The sequence below is a fragment of the Providencia sp. PROV174 genome (assembly GCF_028480685.1).
GTDB lineage: Bacteria > Pseudomonadota > Gammaproteobacteria > Enterobacterales > Enterobacteriaceae > Providencia > Providencia rettgeri.
Genome location: NZ_JAMPOT010000003.1, coordinates 68,913 through 94,885, shown reverse-complemented (window position 1 = coordinate 94,885; position 25,973 = coordinate 68,913). Strand labels below are relative to the sequence as shown.

23 protein-coding genes and 1 pseudogene are annotated in these 25,973 nt (G+C 41.0%); 21 read left to right on the top strand and 3 right to left on the bottom strand.

From position 1 onward, the window contains the following. The 4 genes and pseudogenes from ftsY to rpoH all read left to right on the top strand — a co-directional run. Positions 1-1,027 (top strand): annotated as a pseudogene (ftsY, locus tag PSE60_RS01460) (signal recognition particle-docking protein FtsY); the annotation flags it as partial. A 6-nt stretch (positions 1,028-1,033) separates the two neighbouring features. Next, positions 1,034-1,699: a cell division ATP-binding protein FtsE gene (ftsE, locus tag PSE60_RS01455; RefSeq protein WP_004258545.1), complete on the top strand. Its 666-nt coding sequence runs from the start codon at positions 1,034-1,036 to the stop codon at positions 1,697-1,699. Beyond that, positions 1,692-2,669, top strand: a complete 978-nt coding sequence (gene ftsX, locus PSE60_RS01450; protein ID WP_004258540.1) for a permease-like cell division protein FtsX — start codon at positions 1,692-1,694, stop codon at positions 2,667-2,669. The genes ftsE and ftsX overlap by 8 nt, the downstream gene beginning before the upstream one ends. Before the next feature lie 257 nt (positions 2,670-2,926). After that, positions 2,927-3,805: an RNA polymerase sigma factor RpoH gene (gene rpoH / locus PSE60_RS01445; RefSeq protein WP_004908152.1), complete on the top strand. Its 879-nt coding sequence runs from the start codon at positions 2,927-2,929 to the stop codon at positions 3,803-3,805. Between the two features lie 109 nt (positions 3,806-3,914). On the opposite strand, the gene gloA2 is transcribed toward rpoH, so the two are convergent. Then, complete coding sequence (gene gloA2, locus PSE60_RS01440) at positions 3,915-4,301, bottom strand: SMU1112c/YaeR family gloxylase I-like metalloprotein (RefSeq protein ID WP_272664368.1); 387 nt, start codon at positions 4,299-4,301, stop codon at positions 3,915-3,917. Next, entirely contained in the window at positions 4,298-4,702 is a 405-nt protein-coding gene (panM, locus tag PSE60_RS01435) for an aspartate 1-decarboxylase autocleavage activator PanM (protein WP_210838018.1), read from the bottom strand. The genes gloA2 and panM overlap by 4 nt, the downstream gene beginning before the upstream one ends. Before the next feature lie 379 nt (positions 4,703-5,081). Here panM and PSE60_RS01430 point away from each other — a divergent pair, with 379 nt between their 5' ends. The 12 genes from PSE60_RS01430 (at position 5,082) to PSE60_RS01375 (ending at position 20,006) form a co-directional block, all read left to right on the top strand. Continuing rightward, the gene (locus PSE60_RS01430; protein WP_004908157.1) at positions 5,082-6,191 is read left to right on the top strand and encodes a branched-chain amino acid ABC transporter substrate-binding protein; all 1,110 of its coding nucleotides are present in this window, start codon (positions 5,082-5,084) and stop codon (positions 6,189-6,191) included. Between the two features lie 102 nt (positions 6,192-6,293). After that, positions 6,294-7,220, top strand: coding sequence for a high-affinity branched-chain amino acid ABC transporter permease LivH (gene livH, locus PSE60_RS01425; RefSeq protein ID WP_210838020.1), 927 nt, complete (start codon positions 6,294-6,296; stop codon positions 7,218-7,220). Continuing rightward, complete coding sequence (locus PSE60_RS01420; protein ID WP_272664367.1) at positions 7,217-8,488, top strand: high-affinity branched-chain amino acid ABC transporter permease LivM; 1,272 nt, start codon at positions 7,217-7,219, stop codon at positions 8,486-8,488. The genes livH and PSE60_RS01420 overlap by 4 nt, the downstream gene beginning before the upstream one ends. Continuing rightward, positions 8,485-9,264: a high-affinity branched-chain amino acid ABC transporter ATP-binding protein LivG gene (gene livG / locus PSE60_RS01415; RefSeq protein ID WP_004908162.1), complete on the top strand. Its 780-nt coding sequence runs from the start codon at positions 8,485-8,487 to the stop codon at positions 9,262-9,264. Before PSE60_RS01420 ends, livG begins: the two co-directional genes overlap by 4 nt. After that, entirely contained in the window at positions 9,264-9,965 is a 702-nt protein-coding gene (gene livF / locus PSE60_RS01410) for a high-affinity branched-chain amino acid ABC transporter ATP-binding protein LivF (protein ID WP_004258508.1), read from the top strand. The genes livG and livF overlap by 1 nt, the downstream gene beginning before the upstream one ends. Positions 9,966-10,679: 714 nt before the next feature. Beyond that, entirely contained in the window at positions 10,680-12,347 is a 1,668-nt protein-coding gene (gene hutU, locus PSE60_RS01405; protein WP_272664366.1) for a urocanate hydratase, read from the top strand. 56 nt (positions 12,348-12,403) lie between these two features. Further along, complete coding sequence (locus tag PSE60_RS01400; protein WP_272664365.1) at positions 12,404-13,588, top strand: CaiB/BaiF CoA transferase family protein; 1,185 nt, start codon at positions 12,404-12,406, stop codon at positions 13,586-13,588. Next, complete coding sequence (locus PSE60_RS01395) at positions 13,585-14,724, top strand: acyl-CoA dehydrogenase family protein (RefSeq protein WP_210839730.1); 1,140 nt, start codon at positions 13,585-13,587, stop codon at positions 14,722-14,724. Before PSE60_RS01400 ends, PSE60_RS01395 begins: the two co-directional genes overlap by 4 nt. Before the next feature lie 274 nt (positions 14,725-14,998). Continuing rightward, the gene (locus PSE60_RS01390; protein WP_272664364.1) at positions 14,999-16,438 is read left to right on the top strand and encodes a purine-cytosine permease family protein; all 1,440 of its coding nucleotides are present in this window, start codon (positions 14,999-15,001) and stop codon (positions 16,436-16,438) included. Positions 16,439-16,590: 152 nt separating this feature from the next. Then, positions 16,591-17,346 (top strand): electron transfer flavoprotein subunit beta/FixA family protein, encoded by a 756-nt coding sequence (locus tag PSE60_RS01385; RefSeq protein ID WP_272664363.1) that lies wholly within the window; start codon positions 16,591-16,593, stop codon positions 17,344-17,346. Between the two features lie 15 nt (positions 17,347-17,361). Next, the gene (locus PSE60_RS01380) at positions 17,362-18,312 is read left to right on the top strand and encodes an electron transfer flavoprotein subunit alpha/FixB family protein (protein WP_272664362.1); all 951 of its coding nucleotides are present in this window, start codon (positions 17,362-17,364) and stop codon (positions 18,310-18,312) included. Between the two features lie 11 nt (positions 18,313-18,323). Beyond that, positions 18,324-20,006 (top strand): electron transfer flavoprotein-ubiquinone oxidoreductase, encoded by a 1,683-nt coding sequence (locus PSE60_RS01375; RefSeq protein ID WP_272664361.1) that lies wholly within the window; start codon positions 18,324-18,326, stop codon positions 20,004-20,006. Between the two features lie 89 nt (positions 20,007-20,095). Here the strand turns inward: PSE60_RS01375 and PSE60_RS01370 are convergent, their stop codons facing one another. Then, positions 20,096-20,809, bottom strand: coding sequence for a UTRA domain-containing protein (locus PSE60_RS01370; RefSeq protein ID WP_210839708.1), 714 nt, complete (start codon positions 20,807-20,809; stop codon positions 20,096-20,098). A 276-nt stretch (positions 20,810-21,085) separates the two neighbouring features. On the opposite strand from PSE60_RS01370, the gene PSE60_RS01365 reads away from it, so the two are divergent. The 5 genes from PSE60_RS01365 (at position 21,086) to PSE60_RS01345 (ending at position 25,742) form a co-directional block, all read left to right on the top strand. Next, positions 21,086-22,339, top strand: a complete 1,254-nt coding sequence (locus PSE60_RS01365; RefSeq protein ID WP_272664360.1) for a hypothetical protein — start codon at positions 21,086-21,088, stop codon at positions 22,337-22,339. Continuing rightward, a complete protein-coding gene (locus tag PSE60_RS01360; RefSeq protein ID WP_272664359.1) occupies positions 22,336-23,463 on the top strand; it encodes a hypothetical protein in 1,128 nt (375 codons plus the stop codon). Before PSE60_RS01365 ends, PSE60_RS01360 begins: the two co-directional genes overlap by 4 nt. Before the next feature lie 588 nt (positions 23,464-24,051). Further along, complete coding sequence (locus tag PSE60_RS01355; RefSeq protein WP_272664358.1) at positions 24,052-24,726, top strand: CsgG/HfaB family protein; 675 nt, start codon at positions 24,052-24,054, stop codon at positions 24,724-24,726. 9 nt (positions 24,727-24,735) lie between these two features. After that, complete coding sequence (locus PSE60_RS01350; RefSeq protein ID WP_272664357.1) at positions 24,736-25,089, top strand: DUF4810 domain-containing protein; 354 nt, start codon at positions 24,736-24,738, stop codon at positions 25,087-25,089. Beyond that, positions 25,086-25,742, top strand: coding sequence for a DUF799 domain-containing protein (locus tag PSE60_RS01345; RefSeq protein WP_272664356.1), 657 nt, complete (start codon positions 25,086-25,088; stop codon positions 25,740-25,742). Before PSE60_RS01350 ends, PSE60_RS01345 begins: the two co-directional genes overlap by 4 nt. Positions 25,743-25,973 lie beyond the last annotated feature (231 nt).

The window sequence follows — 25,973 nt, the reverse complement described above, 5'->3', positions numbered from 1 at the left end:
AGCAAGCCGCCGAAGAGGCGAGAATTGCAGAGGAAGAAGCTGAAGCTGAGCGCTTACGTTTAGAAGAAGAAAAAAATAATTTACCAACAGAGCAAGAAAAACCTAAAAAAGAAGGTTTCTTTGCTAGGCTAAAGAAAGGGTTATTAAAAACTCGCCAGAATTTAGGTTCAGGTTTTTTTGGGCTGTTTTCAGGTAAAAAAATTGATGATGACTTATTTGAAGAGCTTGAAGAGCAGCTATTGATTGCCGATGTCGGGGTTGATACCACTCGAAAAATCATTGATAACTTAACGGCACATGCGAGCCGTAAAGAGCTCAAGGATGCAGAAGCGTTATATGGCAAATTGCGTGAGGAAATGTCTGATATTTTAGCAAAAGTGGATAAACCACTCGTGATTGAAGACAAAAAACCCTATGTTATTCTTATGGTTGGTGTTAACGGGGTCGGGAAAACGACAACAATTGGTAAATTAGCACGTCAATATCAGTCGGAAGGGAAAAGCGTCATGTTAGCCGCGGGGGATACTTTCCGTGCAGCAGCCGTTGAGCAACTTCAAGTATGGGGAGAGCGCAAAAGATCCCTGTGGTCGCTCAACATACTGGCGCAGACCCTGCATCGGTTATTTTTGATGCGATTCAATCAGCGCAGGCGAAAGGGGTTGATGTTTTAATTGCAGATACCGCTGGGCGCTTACAAAATAAATCGCACTTGATGGAAGAGTTGAAAAAAATTGTCCGGGTGATGAAAAAACTCGATGAAAATGCTCCCCATGAAATTATGTTAACGCTAGATGCAAGTACTGGACAAAATGCGGTAAGTCAGGCAAAACTTTTTGATGATGCAGTCGGTCTAACAGGTATAACTTTGACTAAGCTCGATGGCACAGCAAAAGGTGGTGTAATTTTCTCTATTGCCGACCAATTTGGTATTCCAATTCGGTATATTGGTATTGGTGAGGGTATTGAAGATTTACGTCCATTTAAAGCAGATGACTTTATCGAGGCTCTATTTGCCCGAGAGGAATAATTTTCGATGATTCGCTTTGAACACGTTAGTAAAGCTTATCGAGGTGGCCGCCAAGCACTCCAAGGGGTTGATTTTCATCTTCAACCTGGAGAAATGGCATTTCTAACAGGCCACTCAGGCGCAGGTAAAAGTACATTACTTAAACTGATTTGTGGAATTGAACGCCCAAGTGCGGGTCATATTTTATTCAATGGTCATGATATCAGCCGCTTGAAAAATCGAGAGATCCCGTTTCTGCGCCGGCAGATCGGGATGATTTTTCAAGATCACCACCTGTTATTTGATCGAACGGTATATGACAATGTCGCAATGCCGCTAATCATTTCTGGTGCCAGTACCGAGGATATTCGTCGGCGAGTTTCTGCTGCATTGGATAAAGTTGGGTTATTGGACAAAGCGAAAAACTTCCCAATTCAGTTATCTGGAGGGGAGCAACAACGTGTCGGTATTGCCCGAGCGGTGGTGAATAAGCCAACGATGTTATTAGCGGATGAACCAACAGGTAACCTTGATGGTGAATTGTCTGAAGGAATCATGCGTTTATTCGAGGAATTCAATCGTGTAGGGGTGACCGTTTTAATGGCGACCCATGATATTGCATTGATTGAGCGTCGTAACTACCGTGTTCTTACATTGAGTGAAGGTCGTATGCTTGGAGGTCAACATGGCTAAGAATGTCCGTAAAAGTAAGCCGGAACGAGCCAAGCAATCGAAAAGTAAAGCATTAAAAGGCGGTTGGAAAGAGCAATGGCGTTATTCGTGGTTGAATGCGCTTGCTGACATGCTTAGACAGCCTTTGGCCACCTTTTTGACTATCATGGTTATTGCGATTTCACTCACCTTACCGAGCCTTTGTTATATTGTGTGGAAAAACGTTTCGCAAGCCGCAGAGCAATGGTATCCAACACCACAACTCACTGTTTATCTGGATAAATCTCTTGATGAACAAGGTGGGCAAAATGTAGTAACACAACTGCAGGCGCTTGATGGGGTTGACCATGTGAATTACCTTTCACGTGACCAAGCCATGAGTGAGTTTCGCAGTTGGTCTGGTTTTAGTACCGCACTTGATATGCTAGAGGAAAACCCACTACCTGCAGTCGCGATAATTACGCCTAAAATTGATTTTGAAGGTTCTGATGTATTAACAACACTGCGTGATAGAGTCAGTCAAGTCGATGGCATTGAAGAAGTTCGCATGGATGATAGCTGGTTTGCACGGTTAGCCGCGCTAACGGGTTTGGTTGGGAAAGTCGCTTCTGTCATTGGGATTTTAATGATTGTGTCACTATTCCTTGTGATAGGTAATAGCGTACGGCTTAATATTTTTGCTCGCCGCGATACGATTAATGTGATGAAGTTAATTGGTGCCACTGACGGGTTTATCATGAGGCCATTTTTAAATGGTGGCCTTGTATTGGGTGCATTAGGCGCCATTATTTCCCTAATTATGACCTTTCTACTTGTTTGGCAATTAGCGGACGGTGTGGCAAAAGTAGCCAGTGTATTTGGTACACAATTTCAGATTGAAGGGTTGTTATGGGAAGAGTCTTTATTGATTCTACTGTTATCCGCTATGGTTGGTTGGATAGCAGCATGGCTGGCAACACTTCAACATTTACGACACTTTACACCTGAGTAATGCGTTGTTTTCTCATCATTTTTATTAAAGAGTCATGATTTGGTTATATCATGACTCTTTGATTCTATTGCAAATTTTCGTTAAAAATGAACTTAGTCTGAATTGTTTTGTCCTACATTGACCTACTGTTAACAAATTTTGTATATAATTTATTTAACGCGGTTAAACTGGTAGACTAAAAACGTTTACCTCATGGTTAACCAATGCGGTTATCAATACAAACTAATCTGTTTCCTATTATTTTATTGAGGATCTGAATGACCAAAGACATGCAATCATTAGCTCTTGTTCCACAAGGAAGTATTGAAGCCTATGTTCGGGCTGCTAATGCTTACCCGATGCTCACCGCTGAGGAAGAAAAGGAACTTGCTGAACGGCTGCATTACCATGGTGATCTGGATGCTGCAAAGCAACTGATCTTATCGCACTTGCGCTTTGTTATTCATGTTGCTCGTAGTTATGCAGGGTATGGTTTACCACAAGCTGACCTAATTCAGGAAGGTAATATCGGCCTGATGAAAGCGGTGCGTCGTTTCAATCCTGAGGTTGGCGTTCGTCTTGTTTCCTTTGCGGTTCACTGGATCAAAGCTGAAATTCATGAATACGTTTTACGTAACTGGCGTATTGTCAAAGTCGCGACAACAAAATCGCAGCGTAAGCTATTCTTTAACTTAAGAAAGAATAAAAAACGTCTTGGTTGGTTTAACCAGGATGAAGTTGATATGGTTGCCCAAGAGTTAGGGGTAAGTACTAAAGATGTGCGTGAAATGGAATCACGTATGGCTGCACAAGACATGGCATTTGATATGTCAGATGACGATGACAGCAGTGATTTTGGTGGTCCTGTAGCCCCAGTCTTATACTTACAAGACAAAGCATCAGACTTTGCCGGTTCAATTGAAGATGATAACTGGGAAAGCCATGCAACTGACCGTTTAGCAGATGCGTTGGACTCTTTGGACGAGCGCAGTCAGGATATCATCCGAGCTCGTTGGTTAGACGATGACAACAAAACGACGTTGCAAGAACTCGCTGATAAATACGGTGTTTCTGCAGAGCGTGTTCGTCAGCTTGAAAAGAACGCCATGAAAAAGTTACGTTTGGCGATGGAAGAAGACGAAGATAGCGAAATGTAATTTATTACTGGCTAATTCGTTGTTCACTAAAATTATCTGCATTTATTACCCATTAAGAGGTGGATAAATGCAGATAATCATTTCTACTTTTACATTTTTAATTGTTCGATTAATCACCGTATAACTCTAGCGGTAAGCCATCGGGATCTGTGAAAAATGTAAAACGCTTTTGGGTATAGGGGTCGATGCGTATGGCCTCACAAGCCACACCTTGCTCAGTTAAATAAGTGACCCATTTATCTAAATCATCAACACTGAAGGCTAAATGACGCAGCCCTGTGGCTTCGGGATAACTCAGCCTCACTGGTGGATTAACAAAACTGAATAATTCAATTTGGTAATATTCACCAAAGGCTAAGTCCGCTTTCCATGAATTATTGGCTGGGCGGTAATGTTCTTCAAGTAGATTTAAACCCAAAATACGGCAATAAAAATCCTTACTGACCTCAAAATTGGATGCGATAATAGCAACATGATGAATTTTATTTAACTTCATGCTGTTTTCTCCCATATATCAGGTTGCGTGGTGGTATTGAAGCCATTAGCAACCAAGAATAGTCGCATCGCTTCTTTTTCTTGTAGCGCGACCTCGCTAATATCAAATTTCCATAGTGTAACGTCAGGGATGGCTTGGCAAATTTCTTCTAATAAATATGAGCCAACACCGCGTCGGCGAGTGACCTCTCGTACACAAAAATCCTGCAAAGTAGCAGTGTTATGACCGACAGTCACTTTTGCGGCTCCAAGAAGGCGCTCGTTAAAACGAGCGGCATAGAATAGATCACCTGATTTACACATTTTGGCTAGTTCAAAAGGGCTCTGGTCAGGCCAGATTTTATGTAAGTCCAGATATTGTTGCTCAGTAGGATTAACCAGCGAGATAATAGTGAGTCTCATGATATTTTGTTTGTTTCCCTGTAAGAGTTGCAGTCACTCATCCTGCCAGAGTGATCTACAACCGATTTTTTGATTTTAGAGAGAAAAATTTGGTGATACTTAATTTTCCGAATTTCACTCGGATTAATTTAAATTTAACCAGAATATAACACTAGTATTTACAAAAAACCTACTTTAACACATCAGTTTTTTATTCTGCTTCTAATGTAAAAACCTACCATATCCATTTGCTATTTAGCATAATTATCTTGTTTAATGTTATGAAATATATAGCCTTATTCGCTGTATTTTGAAATCTCAGGCATTGTACCTGTCAACTATAATAATCTACTACAAATCAAACACAAACACTCAGAACCATGAAGACGGGGACGATAAAATGAAGAATATGAATAAAGCATTATTAGCGGGCTGTATTGCGATGGCATTCAGTTCAGCAGGATGGGCAAAGGAAATTAAAATAGCGGTTGTTGGTGCGATGTCAGGGCCTGTAGCTCAATATGGTGATATGGAATTTACAGGGGCACGCCAAGCGATCGCAGATATTAATGCTAAAGGTGGCATTAATGGAAACACATTAGTGGCAGTAGAATATGACGATGCCTGTGACCCGAAACAAGCGGTTGCAGTGGCAAATAAAGTGATTAACGATGGTATCCGCCATGTTATTGGGCATTTATGTTCCTCTTCAACACAGCCGGCATCCGATATTTATGAGGATGAAGGTGTCATTATGATCACCCCAGCTGCAACTAATGCGGATTTAACCACACGTGGTTATCAAATGGTCCTGCGTACAACTGGTTTGGATTCGGACCAAGGACCCACTGCAGCTAAATTTATTATGGAAGATATCAAACCAACTCGTATTGCTGTTGTGCATGACAAACAACAATATGGTGAGGGTTTAGCCCGTTCTGTACGTGAAAGCCTCAATAAAGCTGGCGTTAAAGAAGTGATGTTTGAAGGAGTAACGGCGGGTGACAAAGACTTTTCCGCTTTAGTAGCAAAATTGAAGAAAGAGAATGTTGATTTTGTTTACTTCGGGGGATATTACCCAGAAATGGGGCAAATTTTACGCCAAGCGAAGCAAGCTGGCTTGAATATTCGCTTTATGGGGCCTGAAGGCGTCGGTAACTCTTCATTATCAAATATTGCAGGTGATGCCTCTGAAGGTATGTTGGTAACATTACCAAAACGTTACGACCAAGTTGCGACTAACCAACCAATTGTTGATGCCATTAAAGCGAAGAAAGAAGACCCAACAGGGCCATTTGTTTGGACAACTTATGCAGCTATCCAAGGTTTAACGACGGCAATGGAACGTACTGGTAGTATCGAGCCTGAAGATTTAGTGAAAGACCTGAAAGCAAATCCGGTCGAAACCGTCATGGGAACATTAAGCTGGCAGCCAAACGGTGACCTGAAAGGGTTTGAGTTCGGTGTATTTGAGTGGCACAAAGATGGGACTTCCACCTCTGTAAAATAGTACTCAGCAGTGTTCCAGCATAGCGAATAAGAACCGGAAGTAAGTCACTTGCTTCCGGCTTCTGTTCTCTATAGAGGACAAGTAGTTCGAAAGGATAGTCTTATGTCAGATCAAATTCTATATTTTATTCAGCAACTTCTGAATGGTTTAACCCTTGGCAGTACTTATGCACTGATAGCTATCGGTTATACGATGGTGTACGGCATCATTGGGATGATTAACTTCGCCCACGGTGAAGTGTACATGATTGGTAGCTATGTCTCTTTTATTGTGATCGCAGGCTTAATGATGCTTGGGATTGATATCGGCTGGATCCTTGTTGCTGCGGCCTTCATTGCGGCAATTGTGGTCTCTAGTGCCTATGGTTGGAGTATTGAACGGGTTGCTTATCGGCCTGTCCGCCATTCAAAACGCTTGATTGCGTTGATCTCTGCGATCGGGATGTCTATTTTTCTGCAAAACTATGTCAGCTTATCGCAAGGCTCGCGTGATCTAGCTTTACCTAGCTTAATTTCAGGGCAATGGATCTTGGGGGAAAGCGATGGCTTTGAAGCAACCGTCACTAAGATGCAACTAACTATCTGGGTTGTTACGGTTCTTGCCATGGTGGCTTTAACATTATTTATTCGTTATTCAAAAATGGGTAGAGCCTGCCGAGCCTGTGCAGAAGATCTTAAAATGGCCAGCTTATTAGGCATTAATACCGATCGCGTCATTTCATTGACTTTCGTTATCGGTGCTGCAATGGCTGCTGTGGCTGGTGTGCTATTGGGGCAATTTTATGGTGTGATTAACCCTTATATTGGTTTTATGGCAGGAATGAAAGCATTTACTGCGGCAGTATTAGGGGGGATAGGGAGTATTCCCGGCGCCATGTTAGGTGGTTTAATCTTAGGCGTTGCAGAAGCGATGACCTCTGCATATTTAAGTACAGAATATAAAGATGTTGTGTCATTTGGTTTATTGATTGGTGTGTTGTTAATCATGCCAACCGGCATTCTGGGACGCCCGGAGGTCGAAAAAGTATGAGAAAAGAAAATTGGATTAATGCCATTGTGGCTTCAGTGACTTTTTTCGTATTGGCACTGTTCATGATGGGGTTGCAGCTCGCTCTTGATGGCACAAAACTGGTTGTTACGGTTGGGGATTCTGTACGTTGGAACTGGATCATTGCGGGTATTGTTGTCATCTTTGTTTACCAGTTGGTTCGTCCAACATTAAGTAAAGTATGGCAAGGAGTTCCTAAGAAGGCGTGGGCTATTCCTGATTTTGATGGTTCGACAGCCAAGCAAAAGATTCTTGCGGCTGTAATTATTATTGCTGCAATTATTTGGCCATTTATTGTTTCTCGCGGAAGCGTGGATATTGCCACCCTGACATTAATTTATGTAATGTTAGGCTTAGGGTTAAATGTGGTTGTTGGGTTATCCGGCTTACTAGTTCTTGGGTATGCCGGCTTTTATGCCATCGGTGCTTATACTTTTGGTTTATTAAATCATTACTATGGTTTTGGCTTCTGGGAAAGTTTACCGATTGCAGGGTTAACCGCTGCGTTAGCCGGCTTTTTATTGGGATTCCCTGTTCTAAGGTTGCGGGGAGACTATCTTGCAATAGTGACGCTTGGCTTTGGGGAAATTGTTCGTATTTTATTACTGAATAATACCGAAATCACTGGCGGGCCTAATGGGATCAGTCAATTACCGAAACCGACTTTTTTTGGCTTGGAATTTAGCCGTACTGCAAAAGATGGCTGGGATACCTTCCATAACTTTTTTGGCTTAGATTACAGCCCTGGTGACCGTATTATTTTCCTGTATTTTGTTGCCTTGTTATTAGTAGTCTTAACCTTATTTGTTATCAATCGCTTACTGCGTATGCCATTAGGTCGTGCATGGGAAGCATTGCGCGAAGATGAAATTGCTTGTCGCTCATTAGGGCTAAGCCCGACTCGAATAAAATTAACCGCATTTACTATCAGTGCAGCCTTTGCGGGGTTTGCAGGGACGTTATTTGCCGCCCGGCAAGGGTTTATCAGCCCAGAATCTTTTACCTTTGTGGAGTCGGCATTTGTGTTAGCCATTGTCGTTTTAGGGGGAATGGGCTCACAAACTTCCGTGATTTTAGCCGCAATTATCTTAGTCGTATCACGGGAAATGATGCGTGACCTTAATCAATACAGCATGCTGTTATTAGGGGCGCTGATGGTACTGATGATGATCTGGCGACCACAAGGCCTATTACCGATGAATCGTCGTCAAATGCAGGTGAAAAAAGTCCCTGAAGGGGAGGGCGTATGAGCCATATAACAACGCCTTTGCTACAAGTTAATGGCTTAACAATGCGTTTTGGTGGGTTACTTGCCGTCAACAATGTTGAGTTAACTATTAATCAAGGGGAAATAGTTTCACTGATTGGCCCGAATGGGGCGGGTAAAACCACCATTTTTAACTGTTTAACGGGTTTTTATAAGCCAACCAGTGGCACAATTTTATATCGTGAAAAACATCTTGAAGGGCTGACAGGGCAGTCTATTGCCCGCCTTGGTGTCATCCGAACATTTCAGCATGTGCGGTTATTTAAAGAAATGACGGTGATTGAAAATTTACTTGTGGCGCAACATCAACATTTAAAAAGTGGCATTTTTTCTGGGCTATTGAAAACCCCTGCGTTTCGTCGGGCAGAGGCTGAAGCGCTTGATAATGCGGTAAAATGGCTTGAGCGTGTTGATTTACTCCCCTTTGCCAATCGACAAGCGGGTAATTTAGCCTATGGGCAGCAACGTCGGTTAGAAATAGCTCGCTGTATGGTCACTCGCCCTGAAATATTAATGCTAGATGAACCTGCAGCAGGTCTTAATCCTAAAGAAACCAATGATTTAGATGACTTGATTGCCGAGTTACGAGCTCATCATAATGTTTCAATTCTATTAATTGAACATGATATGAAATTAGTCATGGGAATTTCAGATCGCATTTATGTCGTGAATCAAGGAACGCCATTAGCGAATGGGACACCGAGTGAGATTCGTCAACATCCTGATGTGATAAAAGCCTATTTGGGGGAAGCTTACTGATGCTAGAGTTTAAAAAAGTTTCTACTCATTATGGAAAAATTCAAGCACTACATGAAATTAGTTTGAATATCCAAAAAGGTGAAATTGTGACCTTAATTGGAGCAAATGGTGCAGGGAAAACCACCTTGCTCAGTACGCTTTGTGGCGATCCACGTGCATCGGAAGGTCAAGTCATCTACCGAGGCGTCGATATCACCCAATTGCCCACTTCGAAAATTATGCGTGAAGACATTGCATTAGTACCCGAAGGGCGGCGTGTGTTTTCTCGTATGACAGTGGAAGAAAATCTCGCGATGGGGGGATTTTTTGCCGATCGCCAACAGTACCAAGAACGTATTGAGCGAGTTTATAAGCTATTTCCAAGGCTGTATGAGCGTCGAAGCCAACGTTCAGGAACGATGTCTGGCGGTGAGCAACAAATGCTAGCGATAGGCCGTGCTTTAATGAGCCAGCCAGAGTTACTCTTACTTGATGAGCCATCCCTAGGCCTTGCTCCCATTATTATTATGCAAATTTTCGATACAATCCAACAGTTACGCGAAGAAGGAATGACGATTTTCCTTGTCGAGCAAAATGCCAACCAAGCGTTGAAACTCGCAGACCGTGGCTATGTATTGGAAAATGGGCATATTGTGCTGGAAGATAGTGGTAAGGCGTTGCTAGCGAATGAGGCAGTACGAAGCGCCTATCTAGGCGGCTAAAATTTTCGTTATCCTTCACGCTGTAGCGTTGTTGGCTTCACTCGGCTGTTTGGGTGACATACTTTATGTATGTTCCCAATTTTCGTTATCCTTCACGCTGTGGCGTTGTCGGCTTTATTCGGCTACTTGGGTCACATACTTGTGTATGTTCCCCAAGCTATCCTCATTTTGCCGCCTAGGCACAACGCGAATGATTTAGAAAATTAAATTATCATTCACTTTTTCTGATTGCTTGGGTTATCTGTTGATGCAGGTAGCCCGTTTTTGTTTCTGGTGTACACCATTTTGAGCGGTACGGCATGGGTTTTCTCGCTATACATCGTTGCAATGTTCTGTGAAGCGACTCACAATTTCGCTATTTACTTGTTTTTATGCATAAAAACAAATGTATATACAAATTTTTCTCTAGAAACATACAGCTACTTGTTGTTGTATAACTTCTCTTGTGTTCCAACCTTCACACTTCCTATAAAATTTCAAATTTAAATGTATATACTTTGTGAAGTAAATGTATATATATTTGAATCATAGATAAACACTCTAAATAAGTAGATAGTCTCGAGTAAGTTGATATTAAATTAATCTATTGATTTTAAATCAAATAATTAATTTTAAAACACTGGTGCATCGCCACTAACTGGGTATCTCGCAGATTATTATAAATAAAATTGTTAATTTAAAGTTAATTAAAAATGGATAATAGGGGATACAACCATGTTAAATCGTACTGACTCAACTCGAGTGATCCGCGCACCACGTGGCAGTGAGAAAACCTGTAAGAGCTGGCTGACAGAAGCGGTATATCGCATGCTCCAAAATAATTTAGACCCTGATGTCGCTGAGCACCCTCAAAGCTTAGTGGTCTATGGCGGTATTGGTCGTGCGGCACGTGATTGGGAATGCTATGACAAAATTTTAGATGTGCTGACCACACTGGAAGATGACCAAACATTACTCGTGCAGTCAGGTAAACCTGTAGGTGTGTTCCCTACCCATCCAGATGCGCCGCGTGTATTGATCGCAAACTCAAATATTGTTCCTCACTGGGCGAATTGGGATCACTTCAATGAGTTAGATCGTAAAGGCTTAATGATGTATGGCCAAATGACGGCCGGTTCTTGGATCTATATTGGTTCTCAAGGGATCGTTCAAGGCACCTATGAAACGTTCGTTTCACTGGCCAAACAACACTTTAATGGTAACGCAGCAGGGCGTTGGATCTTAACGGGCGGTTTAGGTGGAATGGGCGGAGCACAGCCATTAGCAGCAACCATGGCGGGTTTTAGCATGATAGCGGTCGAATGCGATGAAAGCCGTATCGATTTTCGTTTAAGAACCCGCTATGTGGATAAAAAAGCGACGACATTAGATGAGGCACTACAATACATCGAGGAAGCCAAAGCAAATGGCCAGCCAGTTTCTGTTGGGTTATTAGGTAATGCGGCTGATGTTTATAGTGAACTGGTGAAACGCAATATCACCCCTGATTCCGTCACTGACCAAACGAGTGCCCATGACCCTGTGCACGGTTACTTACCACAGGGTTGGACACTCTCCCAATGGCGTGAAAAACAACAAACCGCAGCTGCTGAAGTGACCAAGGCAGCGAAAAAAAGTATGGCAGTCCAAGTGGATGCGATGTTAACGATGCAAAAGCGTGGCTCAGCGGCTTTTGACTACGGCAATAATATTCGCCAAATGGCAAAAGATGAAGGCATTAGTAATGCCTTTGATTTCCCAGGTTTTGTTCCTGCTTATATTCGCCCTCTGTTTTGTGAAGGTATTGGCCCATTCCGTTGGGTTGCGTTATCTGGTGATCCTGAAGATATCTATAAAACAGATCAAAAAGTAAAAGAATTATTACCAGATGACAAACACTTACATAATTGGCTCGATATGGCACGCGAGCGTATCGCATTCCAAGGGCTTCCTGCACGTATTTGTTGGGTAGGCTTAAAAGACAGAGAAAGATTAGGACGAGCTTTCAACGAAATGGTGAAAAGTGGTGAGTTAAAGGGGCCAATTGTGATCGGTCGTGATCACTTAGATTCAGGCTCTGTGGCTAGCCCTCACCGTGAAACGGAATCCATGAAAGATGGTTCTGATGCGGTATCAGACTGGCCTTTATTGAACGCACTATTAAATACCGCAGGTGGCGCAACATGGGTCAGTTTACATCACGGTGGTGGTGTTGGCATGGGCTTCTCACAACATTCAGGCGTCGTCATTGTGTGTGATGGAACGGACGCTGCTGATAAGCGTTTAGCTCGTGTTTTACATAATGACCCTGCAACGGGCGTTATGCGTCATGCAGATGCAGGTTATGACATCGCCATTAACTGCGCGAAAGAGCAAGGACTGAACTTGCCGATGGTGAAGTAATGTCGTGTGCCAGCTGAAGTTGAGCTGGCATCTTTCTGGAATAGAAGGAATTCAGTATGAATGCTGCGTTAACTCAGAAAAGACAAGGGCCACTGGCGGGGATCAAAGTGATCGATTTAAGCCGTGTGTTAGCAGGCCCTTATTGCACAGGTATGATGGCCGATCTTGGTGCTGAAGTGATCAAAATTGAAGTGCCCAACCACGGTGATGATAGCCGCCATTTAGGGCCATTCATTGATGGGGAAAGTGTTTATTACGGTTTAATTAACCGAGGTAAACGCAGTATTGAATTGGATCTTAAAGCGGATGAAGACCGAGCGATTTTATTCCAGCTAGTCAAAGAAAGTGATGTGGTGGTTGAAAACTTTCGTCCTGGTGTGACTCAACGACTCGGTATCGATTTCGAGAGCCTAAAGCAGCACAACCCTAAATTAATCTACGCCAGTATCTCTGGATTTGGGCAAAACAGCCCACTCGCCAGTTATCCCGCTTATGACATCGTGGCACAAGCGATGTCAGGCCTAATGAGTGTCACTGGTTTCCCAGAAACAGGGCCTACACGCAGTGGTGAGTCAATTGGCGATGTGTGTGCAGGGATGTTTGCCTCATGGGCGATAAGTAGTGCGTTATTTGCGAGAGAGCGTCATGACGAAGCGGCACAGTATATTGATGTAGCGATGGTGGATGTCTTACTGAGTATGCAGTTAACTGGGCTTTCAAACCTATTTGCTCATGATAAGGCTCCGAGCCTAGTGGGTAACCGCCATCCAGTATCTACGCCATTCGATACTTATCAGGCAAAAGATGGCTTAGTGGTTATCGCGATTGCGAGTGAAAAGCTATTCCAACGTTTTTGTGAATGTATGGAAAAATCGGAGTTATGTCACGACTCACGCTACCTTAATGACCCGAGCCGAACACAGCACCAAGCTGAACTTAGAAAAGAGATCGAAAGTTGGACACGCCAAAAAACCGTTGAAGAGGTATGCGACATTTTATTAAATGCGGGCGTTCCTGCTTCACCAATTCATAATTTACACCAAGCAACACAAAGTGAGCATGCCCAAGTGAGGCAAGTTCTGACGCACCTGAATGATGGGGGAACGCCTTTGGTTTCTCAACCAGTTTTTTTCAATGGGAATAAACCTCATTCGACCCGCCGTGCGCCAAAATTAGGTGAGGCAAACTTAGTGTATAAGCCAGCGAGAACAACCATTAAAAATGCGGAGACGATGCAATGAGTTTTGATATTAATGAAACAGAACAAGCGGTTGTGGATGCGATAGAAAAAGTTTGTCATGACATTTTACAGCCGAATGCACAAAGATACGATGAGACAGAAACCTTTTGCGCAGAAAGTTTACAAGCGTTAGGAGAAATGGGCTGTTGGGGAATTAATTTACCTGAACAGTATGGCGGTTTTGGTATTGGCAGTGTGGCGATGAGTCAGGTAGTCGAAGCTGTTGCTGCCGCTTGTGCTTCGACTTCATCGGCTCTAACGGCACATTTTTTGGCGACAGATTCAATTTTAATTGGTGGTACCGAAGAGCAAAAAAATTATTGGTTACCAAAAGCCGCTGCAGGAGAATTATTAGGCGCATTTGGCTTAACTGAGCCGGCTGCGGGTTCTAATCCTGCAGATATGCGAACCGTGGCAACTCGTGAAAATGGTGGCTGGCGTATTCGGGGTAATAAACACTATATTACTAACGCCAAAGAAGCCGACTTTATTGTGCTATATGCGAAAACGGATGTAGAAGCGGGAGCCCGTGGGATCAGCGCATTTATGATCCCTAAAGGCACGGAAGGTGTGGCATTTTCTCAACCTGAAAAAACGATGGGATTACGGGGGAGCACGATTTATGAATTAGCACTGAATTGTTGGCTACCGGAATCGGCATTACTGGGAGAGGAAAATAAAGGGTTCCATACCGCGATGGAAGTTTTAGATAAAGGGCGTGTTGAGGTGGCCGCAACATCCCTTGGTATTGCTCGCGCTGCGATGGAAAGTGCTTTAGGTTGGGTAAAAGAACGCCAAATTGGTAAAAAACCATTAGCCGCATACCAAGGAACTCAATGGCGTATTGCGGATATGCATACCCAGTTGGAGGCCGCTCGTATGTTGACTTGGCAAGCTGCCGAATTGCGTGATTCAGGGGAGCGTTTTAGCTTGCAATCTGCGACAGCGAAATTGTTTGCCGCTGAGTGCGCGGGTTTTGTTACAGATGCAGCATTACAGCTACATGGCGGCTACGGCTATATTCGTGACCTTCCCCTTGAACGTTATGTGCGTGATGCGCGGATTTTACGGATTTTTGAGGGCACGTCAGAAATACAAAAAATTATTATTTCACGTGCCGTTTTAGATGCCCACTAATTTATTTTAAGTATTGAGCGAGTAAGCGGGACAGGCGTTTACTGGTTTATGGAGCACCATAGGAAGCACTACCTGACAACAGGATCATGGAATTAAAAACACAACAACAATCAGGTTTAAGAATGTATTTCAATTAGTTATTTAGGGTGAATAACAGATAAAACATCACCCAGCGTAATGCTTAATAACTGTACCTTACAACTGTAGTTATTGCGGTTCCATTACGATTAATTGGTTCATTCTTTAAGCCAGCCTTGCTTAAAGAGGAGTTACCATGACAGTTTCAAACGACATCGCTACAGGGCAAAAAAACCGGCAGGAGAATGTACCTTTAATCGAAGCGCGTTCCATCGATTACATTCCAGAGTCCGAGCGCCACGGCACCTTATCAAGCCAATTCACACTTTGGTTTGGTTCTAATTTGCAAATAACCGCAATTGTAACCGGAGCCTTGGCAGTCGTACTGGGTGGGGATGTATTCTGGTCATTAATTGGCTTATTTATTGGCCAGCTGCTAGGTGGTGCGGTGATGGCTTTGCATGCGGTGCAAGGGCCAAAATTGGGGTTACCACAAATGATTTCGAGCCGTGTACAGTTTGGTGTATACGGTGCAGTCATCCCTATTTTATTAGTTTGCATGATGTATGTCGGGTTTTCTGCCAGTGGTACCGTGCTGGCAGGGCAAGCGGTGGGTCAGTTATTACATGTGACGGATTGGGTTGGAATTATCATTTTTGGTGTGGTGATTATTGGCATCACAATTTGTGGTTATCGCATCATCCATATTTTAGGAAAAGTGGCGAGCGTTATTGGTGTAATTACGTTCTTCTATCTATTTTTCCGTCTATTTTATATGAATGATGTTTCGGTACTACTGGAAAACCGCCATTTTAGCTGGACTAATTTTTTATTAGCGATGTCATTGTCTGCTTCTTGGCAAATTGCTTTTGGGCCTTATGTTGCTGACTATTCACGTTATTTACCGACTAAAACTCCGACAATCAAAGCCTTTTTGGCCGTAGGTTCAGGGACAGTCATTGGTACGCAAGCATCGATGATTTTAGGGGTTTTTGCCGCAGCACTTGCAGGGAATAAATTTGCGGGTAACGAAGTCTCATATATTGTGGGCTTAGGTAGCACAGGTTTGATAGCGGCTCTGTTATATATCAGTATTTTCTATGGAAAAGTGACGATAACTGCACTGAATGCTTATGGCAGTTTTATGTCTATGGCGGCAATTTGGTGTGGCTTCCGTGGGAAAAGCCAAATTTCTCGTGGGCAAAGGTTGTTCTTTATTATTTTAATGGTCAGTTTCTCAACCTTACTTGGACTAGCAGGCCAGCATTCATTTTTAAAACTCTTTTCTGCTTTCTTATTGTTTTTGCTTGCATTCTTTACCCCTTGGAGCGCAATCAACTTGGTTGACTACTATTGGGTCACTAAAGGCCGCTACGACGTTCCTGAACTCGCAAACCCAAATGGCCGCTATGGGCGTTGGAATAAAGTTGGGATATTCACTTACATTGTGGGTGTGTTAATACAGTTACCCTTTATTTCAACAGGGTTTTATACCGGGCCTTTAGTCGAAAAACTCGGTGGTGTTGATATCTCATGGATTGTGGGCTTGGTGGCAACCAGTGTTATTTACTATGTTGCGATTAAAAAATGGCCTATGTCAGTGGCAGACCGATTGATATTACCCACAAGTAAATAAATATTTCATCAAAAACTAGCATTAAAAATAGTAAAAATTGAGACAACCAGTAGCAGTGTGAATATCACTGTTACGGTTTCTCTCAACCTAAAAAACGATTTTAGAACATCATCATACCCAACAATCATTGAAGAATTGGGATAGGAGTTGCTATGAAAATTTTAGTCGCAGTGAAGCGAGTAATAGACCATAACGTCAAAATAAGAGTAAAAGCCGATGGCTCAGGCGTTGAATTGGCGAATGTCAAAATGGCCATCAACCCCTTCGATGAAATCGCTGTCGAGGAAGCTGTACGTTTAAAAGAGGCGGGAAAAGCGACAGAAGTTATTGCTGTTTCTGTTGGTGATATTGGCTATCAAGAAACATTACGCAGTGCGATGGCGATTGGTGCTGACCGCGGCATTTTAGTCCAGAGGTCTGGAGAGTTGACCTTAGAACCACTGGATATTGCGCGTTTACTTCAACGAATTGTGGAAAAGGAACAGCCGGATCTTATTTTATTAGGCAAACAAGCTATTGATGATGATTGTAATCAAATAGGCCAAATGCTTAGCGCATTATTAGATTATCCGCAGGCGACATTTGCCTCACAAATTCAGTTTGAAGGCCAATTGCTGCAAGTTACAAGGGAAATTGATGGCGGGTTAGAAACATTAGAGATGCCATTACCCGCGGTTATCACAACGGACTTACGTCTTAATGAACCTCGTTATGCAACTTTACCTAACATCATGAAAGCTAAGAAAAAAACGTTAGATATTATCGATATTGTTGAGATGGATTTTACGCCATTAGGGCAAATTAAAACGCTTAGTGTCTCCGAACCCAAAAAACGGGCAGGGCAATGTACATTGTTAAGCAATGCGACAGAGCTAGTCAGTGCATTGCACGCGAAAGAAGTGATTTAATCGAGGGAAATATCAATGAGCCAAATATCTGTATTAGTGGTGGTCGAACATGATAACCAAACAATTAAAACCTCTACTTATCATAGCATTAACGCTGCAAAACAACTTCTTGCTGCGGGTGATCATTTGCACTTATTAGTTGCGGGAGATGAGACGAAATTGGTCGCTCAGCTAGCTGCGAGCATAAAGGGTGTGAGTAAAGTTCTAGAAATACAATCAGATAACTTGAAAAACCAACTCGCAGAACCGATGGCTCACGCTGTGGTTAATATCGCAAAGGAATATTCCCATTTACTGTTTCCTGCGACGACATTTGGGAAAAATATAGCCCCACGGGTTGCTGCAACGTTAGGGATTGCACAAATTTCAGACATTACCCAAATTATTGATTCTCAAACCTTCATTAGGCCTATTTATGCAGGAAATGCGTTAGCAACAGTGCAGAATAATGGCCAACAAGTGGTTATTACGGTGCGTAGTTCGACATTTTCGGGGGGATATGAAGCACAAAGTGATGCTGAAATTGAAACCGTTTCCCTTGCCGATATTCCCTTGCGTAGTCAGCTAAAAAGCCAATCTCTAACCCAAGTTAGCCGTGCGGAATTGAGCTCTGCAAAAGTGGTTATTTCAGGTGGGAGAGGTTTGAGCTCTGGTGAAAATTTTGCGCTATTGGAAACAATCGCTGACAAATTGGGCGCTGCGGTTGGTGCTTCACGTGCCGCGGTCGATGCAGGCTTTGTTCCGAATGACTATCAAGTCGGGCAAACAGGGAAAATTGTTGCACCAGATTTATATATCGCAGTAGGAATTTCAGGGGCAATTCAACACGTTGCAGGCATGAAAGAAAGTAAAGTAATCGTTGCGATTAATAGTGACCCTGAAGCGCCGATTTTCCAAGTTGCAGATTATGGCATTGTTGGCGATCTATTTGAGATCTTACCGGAATTTGACAAAGCATTAGCGTAAGAGGTGGATGAATGGCTATCGACAATATTGATAAGATAAACGAGGCTCCCGAGCGGGAATCGATGGAGTTCGATGTCCTGATTGTCGGTGGTGGACCTGCGGGGTTATCTGCAGCAATACGATTAAAACAGCTTGCCACAGAGAAAGGAACAGACATATCGGTTTGTTTAATTGATAAAGGCGCACAGATAGGTGCTCATGTTTTATCTGGTGCGGTGATTGATCCACGGGCTCTTGATGAATTGCTGACAGACTGGCAGCAAAAGGTTTCAGGCCCCTTAACACCTGTAAACCATGACCGTTTTTTATGGTTGAAAGAGAAAAAAGCAAGTCATTTACCGCTATCTTTATTACCAAAGTGTTTGAAAAATGATGGTAATTTCATTGGTAGCTTAGGGCAGGTCAGTGCTGCGCTTGCCGTGGAAGCTGAAAGATTAGGGGTTGATGTTTTTGCTGGTTTTGCTGCGACTGAAGTGCTATTTGATGAGACAAACCAAGTAATAGGTGTCACCACTGGAGATATGGGACTCGATAAATCAGGTAACCCAACACCGATGTATCAACCGGGTATGAATTTGCTTGCGAAAATGACCTTTTTTGCGGAAGGGTGCCGAGGTCAACTCGGTAAACAATTAATAAACCATTTTAATTTATCTGCAGAGAGTGGCAAACAAACCTATGGTTTGGGAATTAAGGAAATCTGGCAAATTCCAAAAGAGCAACATCAAGCAGGGTTAGTTGTCCATTCTGTTGGTTGGCCACTAGATAACCACACCTATGGCGGTGGCTTTGCTTATCACTATGGAGATAACTTAGTCGCAGTGGGTTTGGTCGTCGGGCTAAATTATGAAAACCCTTATTTATCACCATTTGATGAGTTTCAACGCTTAAAAACCCATCCTGCTTTTAGTGATTTTTTATTGGGTGGAGAGCGGATCAGTTATGGTGCTAGAACGATGGTGGCGGGTGGGTTAGCCGCGTTACCCGAATTAAGCTTTCCTGGTGGGGTGCTAATTGGCGATGATGCTGGTTTTTTAAACGCGGCTCGTATCAAAGGCACCCATTGTGCCGTTAAAAGTGGCGCACTAGCGGCAGAAGCGTGGTTTAGCGCTATCCAGAATGGAATGGTTGACTATTTACAGTTTAAACAGCAATTTCGACAGCTATTTGAAGAGAGCTGGTTATATCAAGAGCTTTACCAAACACGGAATTTTAAGCCTTATATGAAAAAAGGTTTAGTCGTTGGTTCAATGCTATTTGGTGCAGAACAACTGTTATTAAAAGGGCGCAGCCCGTGGACGTTGAAATTAAAACAATCGGACCACGAAGGAATAAAAGAAGCGAAAGGTTTTACACCGATAGACTACCTAAAACCCGATGGTAAATTAATTTTTGATAAGCCTTCTTCCGTTTTTTTATCGAATACGAACCATGAAGAGGAACAACCCTGCCATTTAAAACTGGCTGATACTAATGTTCCTATCCAAGTTAATTTAATGAAATATGCTGCGCCTGAGACACGTTATTGCCCCGCTGGAGTCTATGAAATTATAGGGGATAAAAGTGAAGAAAAACTACAAATTAATGCACAAAACTGCCTGCATTGTAAGGCTTGTGACATTAAAGATCCGTTACAAAATATCACCTGGACTGCTCCCCAAGGAGGGGAAGGGCCTATTTATCAAGGAATGTAAAACGAATTTATTGTGATGTAGATGTGCTTGATATTTTTTGTTTTATCAGTCGCTTTGGGGCAATTTTGCCCCATTTTTTTATTTCTGCATTAATTCTCAATTCGCGAATGTAATTTTAATTTGTAGCGCGAACCCGCGGTGATCATTTTAACATAGCTAATTAGGGTCTTACCTGTCCAAGTGCGCCGACTAAGTTGTAAACAAGGTGAGTTTTCTTTAATTGATAATGATTGAGCAATGGACTTTGTGGCTAATGCGGCTTCAATGGTATGTTCCATTTCACTGACAGGAAAATGGCGTTGCAAGTAACCGCTAGGCGTTTCTGTATCGCCATATTTTTGCTTAACAAAGTCAGGCACAATGGCGTGGTTAACATAGCGTTCTTCTAACATTAAAGGGATATCGTTTTCAAAATGAAGAACTTTACAGTATCCCACATCACTTCCTTCGCTAATTCCGAGCTGTAGTGCGATTTCTGCTGACGCGGAAATAATTTTAAGTTGTAATTGGTGACCGCTATATTTGTTACCGCTCGTTGAGATCTCATCAAAAATATCAAATGCTTTTGTAACCGGGAGCTCATGTTTTTGGGTGGCAACAAATGTGCCTTTCCCTGCAATTCGATTTAGGATCCCTTTTTGGCTTAACTCTGAAATGGCTTTATTCACCGTCATACGGCTTACATTGAACTGAGCGCATAGCTCTAATTCTGTCGGTATTTGAGTTTCAGGCATAAAAATACCTAAATCAATACTGCGTAAAATGTAAGACTGGATTTGCTTATATGCAGGTTGTGATGTCATCGCTGTTATTCAAAATTATTGTTAAAGGAAGGAGTGGTAAAATTGCTTTATTGCCACATTTCACTCACAAACTTTGTATTGAATGCAAGTTTATCAGTAATTACTGGCTTTGCTAGTAGGAGACACCTATTTCTAATAATTAACCTGAGTTAAATAACAGTTTAGAGTGCTCGTCATTGTCTGAATTATTTTATTATAAGGTAAGTTTTACTAGGGCTATATACCTTTATTTATTATCATAATGTTAAATTTACTTAGCGAAATAGGCATTTACTCATGCGAGTTCAATATTTCCATGTCAGTCTTACTCAATGTGATTATCAAAATGTCAGCCCAATGGGGATGGTAAGATTGATTGCCTCTGAAAAAGTATTTTTCTTTAATCAGGATGATTTTTCAAATAGCCAAATATTTTTAGAGCGCATACAGCAAGGTGACTCTTTGGTTATTTGTGCAGAAGAGATGAATGATGGAAGCTATTGGGTTGAATGGGTTTACCATGCTGAGCATGGCCGGCTTGAGCCCGATAGAACCGTTGGCTTTAATCGTTCACTAGGAAAACAATACTTAATTTCGTTAGTCTTAATGGCACTGATACCTGCGGTGTATTACTGTTTTACTGAGGCAGACGACAGTTTCTTGATGATAATATTAGTGGCCATTTTGGGTTGTGCTGCTTTCGCTGGGATCATTCTTTTTGGCTTAGCACTCGTACAAACAAAGCATATTTTAAGCCCAAAACGAAAATTAATTTTGAAAGCGCTAGATTCAGTTATTGCTGGGAAATATAAACTGTTTGAAGAAAGTTCATATATTGAAATCGACGGTATCAAGAATCCTAAATCTAAGCCTGTAAAATTACATAAAGCTGCTGAAATTAATGTTGATAAAACATCACTATCCGTGACAAAAGGCAAGGTAAATATCACTGCAAATTACAACCTTACGATCGCTGCAGGAGATACTATCCAAACACTCAATAAAGTTAATTTACAGATTAATAAAAAACACATGGGAGTTCTAGTCTCAGCAAATGAGCCCCTTTTTAATAATCATAAATTATTTATTGCACAGGCGGATGAACTTGAGGTTTTACATAAAAATATTCAGGAAGATTCAAAGGAACAAGTCGTTTTTGGCATCCTAAATCATCAAGACGGACTAGCATATAGCCTGATAGGTAAAGGCGCTCCACAAGAAAGAGGGTTCTATATTGGTTTGTGGGGCTTTATATTCTGTATTCTAGCGCTTTTCATTCTAGCCGTTGGTAGCGTATCTATTAGCGAAACCTTTGAAAAAGGCGGCTATTGGGATTATTGGGACTGGATGAATATTATTGATACTGGTGTCATGTTTATCAGTTTTTCAGGAGCTATTTTACTCGGAATAAGCTTCCTTATTGCTTTATGTGTGGCGATTTATTTTAAAGTGTCAAAACGCGGTAATGCCTATTATCAATCTCAATATTTTTTAAAACAACTTCGTCGGCAGCACGGTAAAACAGATTATGTGACGGAGGTGCGTTCATGAACCCATTTCTCAGTAAACGATTCCTTATTTTAACGTTTATTTTTGCACTCAGTTTATTGTTCACTCTTTTTGTTTTTATTCGTGGTGGTACGGAAGATTGGCAATGGCAAAACCATAATGAAAATAGTGTAGCAATAGGTAGCTATGATTTCGCAACGACATTTCCATCTGAAAAGGGGATGCTAATAATAGCTCAAAAAAGCAGTCGTTCTAGCTATTATTATTCTTATAGTCCTTATGAAACGTTGAGTGAATATGATTACCAGATATTGTTTGCAGATAATCAAGGTGTCCATTTTATTACGTATGGTGACCAAAGCTTCTATAATGCTGTTTGTGAAAGAAATGAGTGCCTAATCATGCTAAGGGATGGCTACCGCACTATTAATTTAACTAATTTTTCAGTAAGTGAATTAATTCCTTGGGGAGATAGACCCAGCTCTCTATTTTCGACATTAATTATGGGAAAAATTTATCAATCTAAAGGTTCTCCTTTTTATGTGGTTGCGGATAATGAAAATATTTTTATTAGCGCAGATAAAGGAATGGTATGGGAACATTTTATGAATGTTCGTGATTTAGCTAAATCATTATTTCCTGAGGAAATTTCTGGTAATTCAAATTTCTCCTACGCAACTTATCGAGATAAAATCGTAATGTGGTACAGCTACGGTAATCAAATGGGATCACTGGAAGTTATCATGGATATCCCCACTAAACAGGTTATTAGTAGTAAATGGTTACCTGTCAGAATTAATGAATCAGCACAAAATCGTCATGGCGATATTTTTGTGGTTGCTCAGGAGCCTTCACGCCGTTTATTTTCTTTGATGCAATTCCAAACTAATGGTGATTTTGAGGTTATTGCAGAAAGCGGTTATAACCATTTGAACAGCTTAAAAGTTGGCAATCAAGGAGTAATTGTTTCGAATTCAGTTAGAGGTTCACAACAATATTTAATGATGGATATTGCAACGAAAGAGATTCGTTATCGCCCTGAATTTCCTTTGTATAACAAAATATACAATATGGCGGACCAATCCTTGATTGAAATAGAAAGCACTTATTCGAATGAAGGTAATTTGACTAAAGGTGTACAAGTTTCTTATCAATCTTTGCATTGATATGTAATTATGCTTTAGCGCGTTTTCATTCAAGAAGGATAGGGGAAACTCTATCCTTTTTTATATTGGTTACTTAAAAGGTTAATTTAATACGGAGATGGGAATAGTTTGCGGTAAATCTTCGCGTTAAGATGAGTAAGAGGGCCTTTCAATGGTAGATTGAAAAATAGATAAAAATTAATCAATTCTAATTGATTATAAGGAAATATTACCTTTAATCAGAAAAAACAAATAAAATAAAAGAAATATAGATAATAATATATATTATTATCTATAGAGGGGATATTCGATATCATCACTAAAGATTACTAATTAAATTGTTTTTCTAAATTTACCCATATTTAATCAAACGGTTGATTTTATTTTAGTAAACCTTAGTGACTTTATGAATATTATCGTAATTAAAAATCAAGCTAAACATAAGGTAAAAAATAGGTAGTATTGACTAGATCCTATTCTTCATTTAATGCAAAATAACAGTGCAAAAATTAATTCTAATTCTAATTCTAATTCTAATTCTAATTCTAATTCTAATTCTAATTCTAATTCTAATTCTAATTCTAATTCTATTTTAATTGAGATAGCTAAATGAATATATCCAAAATCAGTATTGCATCTATTTTTATTGCAAGTGCATTATTAAGTGGTTGTGCTAAAGAATCTTCTCGCTCTTTAGCTGTAGAAAAAGTTGCGACATATAATACTCAATATTCAGGTCCAAAAAGCCCAATATCAATAGGGAAATTCGATAATCGTTCTAGTTATATGAATGGTATTTTCTCTGATGGTGTTGATCGTTTAGGTAATCAATCTAAAACCATTTTGATGACACATTTACAGCAAACAGGTCGTTTTAATGTATTAGACCGTGCAAATATGCAAGAGCTTAAAGAAGAAGCTGGCATTAAAGGTCAGTCTCAACAGTTAAAAGGTGCAACTTATGTGATTACTGGTGATGTTACTGAATTTGGGCGAAAAGAAGTAGGGGATCGCCAGTTATTCGGTATTTTAGGTCGGGGTAAATCACAAGTAGCGTATGCCAAAGTCAATTTAAACGTTGTTAATGTTCAAACATCTGAAGTGGTATTTTCTTCACAAGGTGCTGGTGAATATGAATTATCAAATAGGGAAGTGATTGGTTTTGGTGGCACCGCTAGTTATGACTCAACATTGAATGGAAAAGTATTAGATTTAGCCATTAGGGAAGCTGTAAATAACTTAGTTTCGGGTATTGAAAGTGGTGCATGGCAGCCAGCTAAATAAGGAAATACGATGAAAATTAAATTATTGGCTGTTATGGCCGGTGCGATTTTATTAAATGGCTGTGCCAATGAACCAAAACCATTATATAACTGGGATGGTTATCAAACAACGGTTTACCAATATTATCAACAAACAGAAACTAGCCCCCAAGAGCAAATTCAAGCTTTGAAAAAGAATTTGGAAATGAGCAAAGCAAAAGGTTTGGCAACTCCGCCAGGGTTACATGCACATTTAGGGTTATTGTACTCAACAACCGGAGTGGTTGATCTTGCAATGCAAGAATTCACAGCAGAAAAAGCATTGTATCCAGAATCTGCGGCTTACATGGATTTTCTCATGAAAAATAAAGGAAAAGTAAAATGAAACATTTACTTATAGTCTGCGGATTGGTGATGACATGGTTATTAACGGGATGTGCTCAGTCAACTAAAGTTGATTACACGGCATTTAATCAAAGTAAACCAAAAAGTATTCTGGTGCTATTACCACAAAATAGTTCACCAGAGGTACAGGCAAGTCATGGTTTATTATCACAAGCGACCTTTCCTTTAGCTGAGGCGGGTTATTATGTGTTCCCTGTTGCTGTTGTTGAGGAAACTTTTAAGCAAAACGGGATGACAAATTCGGGTGATATTCAGGCTGTTCCTCCAGAAAAATTACGTGAAATTTTTGGTAATGATGCGGTACTTTATTTGAATATTACTGAATACGGAACAAGTTATCAGGTTATTTCCAGTGATACTCGCGTTACAGCGGATGCAAAATTGGTTGATGCTAGGACAGGGGCGTTATTATGGAGTGGCTCCGCAACTGCATCGAGTGCTGAAAATAATTCCTCGTCAAATAGTATTATTGGGGTGTTAGTATCTGCTGTTGTTAACCAAATCGTAGATACAATGACAGATAAAAGCTATGCAATTGCAGGTATAACAAGTGTCAGGTTATTATCTGCAGGTAAACCTAATGGTATCTTATATGGGCCTAGGTCACCTAAATACGGTAAAGATGCTCAGTAATTATTAATTATTTTAATAATGGGTAAAATAAAACTATTTTACCCATTTTATTTAAGTTATCTTTTATTTAAGTTAAATTAATGTATTTAATTATGTTGTTATATTAAGTATATGTACTTTTACTAATGTAGTTAAACTAAATTTAATAAAATTAAACTCTTATTTAATAAATAAATTAAGACTGTGACTTGAGTCAAGTTGTTCCTGCCTCTCTTGCTAATAATGTGATAG

Bases quoted from the DNA above. Each gene is read 5' to 3' on its own strand.
- ftsE (WP_004258545.1), top strand. From the start codon at position 1,034: ATGATTCGCTTTGAACACGTTAGTAAAGCTTATCGAGGTGGCCGCCAA.
- ftsX (WP_004258540.1), top strand. From the start codon at position 1,692: ATGGCTAAGAATGTCCGTAAAAGTAAGCCGGAACGAGCCAAGCAATCG.
- rpoH (WP_004908152.1), top strand. From the start codon at position 2,927: ATGACCAAAGACATGCAATCATTAGCTCTTGTTCCACAAGGAAGTATT.
- gloA2 (WP_272664368.1), bottom strand. From the start codon at position 4,301: ATGAAGTTAAATAAAATTCATCATGTTGCTATTATCGCATCCAATTTT.
- panM (WP_210838018.1), bottom strand. From the start codon at position 4,702: ATGAGACTCACTATTATCTCGCTGGTTAATCCTACTGAGCAACAATAT.
- PSE60_RS01430 (WP_004908157.1), top strand. From the start codon at position 5,082: ATGAAGAATATGAATAAAGCATTATTAGCGGGCTGTATTGCGATGGCA.
- livH (WP_210838020.1), top strand. From the start codon at position 6,294: ATGTCAGATCAAATTCTATATTTTATTCAGCAACTTCTGAATGGTTTA.
- PSE60_RS01420 (WP_272664367.1), top strand. From the start codon at position 7,217: ATGAGAAAAGAAAATTGGATTAATGCCATTGTGGCTTCAGTGACTTTT.
- livG (WP_004908162.1), top strand. From the start codon at position 8,485: ATGAGCCATATAACAACGCCTTTGCTACAAGTTAATGGCTTAACAATG.
- livF (WP_004258508.1), top strand. From the start codon at position 9,264: ATGCTAGAGTTTAAAAAAGTTTCTACTCATTATGGAAAAATTCAAGCA.
- hutU (WP_272664366.1), top strand. From the start codon at position 10,680: ATGTTAAATCGTACTGACTCAACTCGAGTGATCCGCGCACCACGTGGC.
- PSE60_RS01400 (WP_272664365.1), top strand. From the start codon at position 12,404: ATGAATGCTGCGTTAACTCAGAAAAGACAAGGGCCACTGGCGGGGATC.
- PSE60_RS01395 (WP_210839730.1), top strand. From the start codon at position 13,585: ATGAGTTTTGATATTAATGAAACAGAACAAGCGGTTGTGGATGCGATA.
- PSE60_RS01390 (WP_272664364.1), top strand. From the start codon at position 14,999: ATGACAGTTTCAAACGACATCGCTACAGGGCAAAAAAACCGGCAGGAG.
- PSE60_RS01385 (WP_272664363.1), top strand. From the start codon at position 16,591: ATGAAAATTTTAGTCGCAGTGAAGCGAGTAATAGACCATAACGTCAAA.
- PSE60_RS01380 (WP_272664362.1), top strand. From the start codon at position 17,362: ATGAGCCAAATATCTGTATTAGTGGTGGTCGAACATGATAACCAAACA.
- PSE60_RS01375 (WP_272664361.1), top strand. From the start codon at position 18,324: ATGGCTATCGACAATATTGATAAGATAAACGAGGCTCCCGAGCGGGAA.
- PSE60_RS01370 (WP_210839708.1), bottom strand. From the start codon at position 20,809: ATGACATCACAACCTGCATATAAGCAAATCCAGTCTTACATTTTACGC.
- PSE60_RS01365 (WP_272664360.1), top strand. From the start codon at position 21,086: ATGCGAGTTCAATATTTCCATGTCAGTCTTACTCAATGTGATTATCAA.
- PSE60_RS01360 (WP_272664359.1), top strand. From the start codon at position 22,336: ATGAACCCATTTCTCAGTAAACGATTCCTTATTTTAACGTTTATTTTT.
- PSE60_RS01355 (WP_272664358.1), top strand. From the start codon at position 24,052: ATGAATATATCCAAAATCAGTATTGCATCTATTTTTATTGCAAGTGCA.
- PSE60_RS01350 (WP_272664357.1), top strand. From the start codon at position 24,736: ATGAAAATTAAATTATTGGCTGTTATGGCCGGTGCGATTTTATTAAAT.
- PSE60_RS01345 (WP_272664356.1), top strand. From the start codon at position 25,086: ATGAAACATTTACTTATAGTCTGCGGATTGGTGATGACATGGTTATTA.